Source organism: Micrococcus sp. HSID17227 (genome assembly GCF_003989405.1).
Lineage (GTDB): Bacteria > Actinomycetota > Actinomycetes > Actinomycetales > Micrococcaceae > Micrococcus > Micrococcus luteus.
This window is the reverse complement of the sequence record NZ_RBLN01000303.1, coordinates 1-2274: the sequence shown is the minus strand read 5'-3', so window position 1 is coordinate 2274 and position 2274 is coordinate 1. Positions and strand designations below refer to the sequence as shown.

The window sequence follows — 2274 nt, the reverse complement described above, 5'->3', positions numbered from 1 at the left end:
GGAGGCGGACGTCGTGGTGACGTGCACGGCCGCGACGGCCCCGCTGTTCGACGGGACGCTCGTGCCGGAGCACGCGACGGTCGTGGCGATGGGCTCGCACACCACGGACGCCCGCGAGACCGACGACGCCCTGGCCCGCCGCGCGACCGTGGCGGTGGAGTCGCGGGACTCGGCCGCCCGCGAGGCCGGGGACGTGACCCTCGCGATCGACTCCGGCGCGCTGGCCGGGATCGAGGACACGGTGACGCTGGCCGAGCTCGTGGCCGGGACCGCGCGTCGTCGGGAGGGCGCGCCCGCCCTGTTCGTCACCACCGGCATGCCCTGGCAGGACCTGGTGGTGGCGAGCGCGGTGGCGCGGGAGGTGCTGGGCTGAGCCGGGGCGGCCTGCGGTGCCTGCGCACTACCCTGGGTCCCATGCCTGAGACCCCCGCCGCCCCGACGCCGCAGCCCGCCTCCGGTGCCCCCGCGCATCCCTCGCAGTTCGGCTTCGAGGTGACGCACCGGCTGGAGACCGGCGGTGCGGACGGCGCCCCGCTCGGGCGCACCGGTGTGATCACCACGCCGCACGGGCGGATCCAGACGCCGGCGTTCATCCCCGTCGCGACGCAGGCCTCGGTGAAGGCGGTGCTGCCCGAGTCCATGGCGGAGCTCGGCGCGCAGGCGCTGCTGGCCAACGCGTATCACCTGTACCTGCAGCCCGGTGACGACCTCCTGGACGAGGCCGGCGGCCTCGGCGCGTTCATGAACTGGCCCGGGCCGACCTTCACGGACTCGGGCGGCTTCCAGGTGATGAGCCTCGGCTCGGGCTTCAAGAAGGTCATCGACATGAAGGGCCCCGGCGCGCCTGAGGGGCAGGGCGCCGACGACGCCGTCGCCCCCGGAAAGGAGCGCCTGGCCAACGTCGACGACGACGGCGTCTGGTTCAAGTCCCACCTCACCGGGGACCGGCACCGGTTCACCCCCGAGGTGTCCGTGGGCATCCAGCACAACCTCGGCGCGGACATCATGTTCGCCTTCGACGAGCTGACCACCCTGCACAACTCCCGCGGCTACCAGGAGGAGGCGCTCGAGCGCACCCGCCGCTGGGCCCAGCGCTGCCTCGACGAGCACGCCCGCCTCACCGGGGTCCGCGCGGCGCGGCCGTACCAGGCGCTGTTCGGCGTGATCCAGGGCGCCCAGTACGAGGACCTGCGCCGCAAGGCCTGCCGCGACCTCGCGGCGATGCGGGCCGAGTTCCCGGCCGCGGGGGAGCTCGACGGCGTGACGTCCGGCTTCGACGGCTACGGCGTCGGCGGGGCCCTGGAGAAGGAGAACCTCGGGACCATCGTGGGCTGGTGCGCGCAGGAGCTGCCCGAGGACAAGCCGCGCCACCTGCTGGGCATCTCCGAACCCGACGACCTGTTCACCGCCGTCGAGAACGGCGCCGACACCTTCGACTGCGTCTCCCCCACCCGGGTGGCCCGCACCGGTGCGTTCTACACCCGCGACGGGCGCTACAACCTGCCCGGGGTGAAGTACCGCCGCGACTTCGGCCCGCTGGACCCCGAGTGCGACTGCTACACGTGCGCCCACTACTCCCGCGCGTACCTGCGGCACCTGTTCAAGGCGAAGGAGATGGTGGCGCACACGCTCCTCTCCATCCACAACGAGCGGTTCACGGTCTCGCTCGTGGACCGGATCCGCGCGGCCATGCAGGACGGCACGCTCGCCGAGCTCAAGGCCGAGACCCTCGGCCGGTACTACGCCCCGAAGGGCTGAGGGGTGCTGGGTCCGCCGGCACGCTGCGACGGGCGCGAGCCAGACGTTTCTGCTGTTCTGAGGGGGCTGTCTCGACCGATTCGTCTGGCTCAGCGCCGCTCGGACGCGTGGGGGACGTGAGCCAGACGATTCGGCGGCTCCTGCACAGGGCCGCGGGCGCAGCTCACCCTCCACGGCCCTCGCGGTCGCGGCACCGTGTCCGCCCATGGAAGGAGAGGGTGGCGGCATGGTCGCCCCTCCTCCGCACGACGACGCCGTCCTCAGCCCCGTCTTCCCGGTCGCCGCGGGGCTGCAGGCCGGCCTGACGGCCTCGCAGCTGCGCGGCCCCCGGTTCGACGCCCCGCACCACGGGCTGCGGCACACCGCCGGGGGTCAGCCCTCACTGGCCGACGTCGTCCGCGCCCTCCAGCGGACGAACCCCGGCACCGCGGCCACCCACGCCACCGCCGCTCGCCTCTGGGAGATGTGGCTGCCGCGGCAGTGGGAGCGCGGCCCCATCCATCTGGCGCGCACGCA

General features: G+C 73.8%; 1 protein-coding gene and 2 pseudogenes. All 3 read left to right on the top strand.

The features are described from left to right. A pseudogene (locus D8M29_RS11070) lies at window positions 1-373 on the top strand (ornithine cyclodeaminase family protein); the annotation flags it as partial. A 41-nt stretch (window positions 374-414) separates the two neighbouring features. Next, window positions 415-1758: a tRNA guanosine(34) transglycosylase Tgt gene (gene tgt / locus D8M29_RS11065; RefSeq protein WP_127435580.1), complete on the top strand. Its 1344-nt coding sequence runs from the start codon at window positions 415-417 to the stop codon at window positions 1756-1758. A 226-nt stretch (window positions 1759-1984) separates the two neighbouring features. After that, window positions 1985-2274 (top strand): annotated as a pseudogene (locus D8M29_RS11060) (hypothetical protein); the annotation flags it as partial.

Coding starts and splice junctions, on each gene's coding strand:
- tgt (WP_127435580.1), top strand. CDS start 415: ATGCCTGAGACCCCCGCCGCCCCGACGCCGCAGCCCGCCTCCGGTGCC.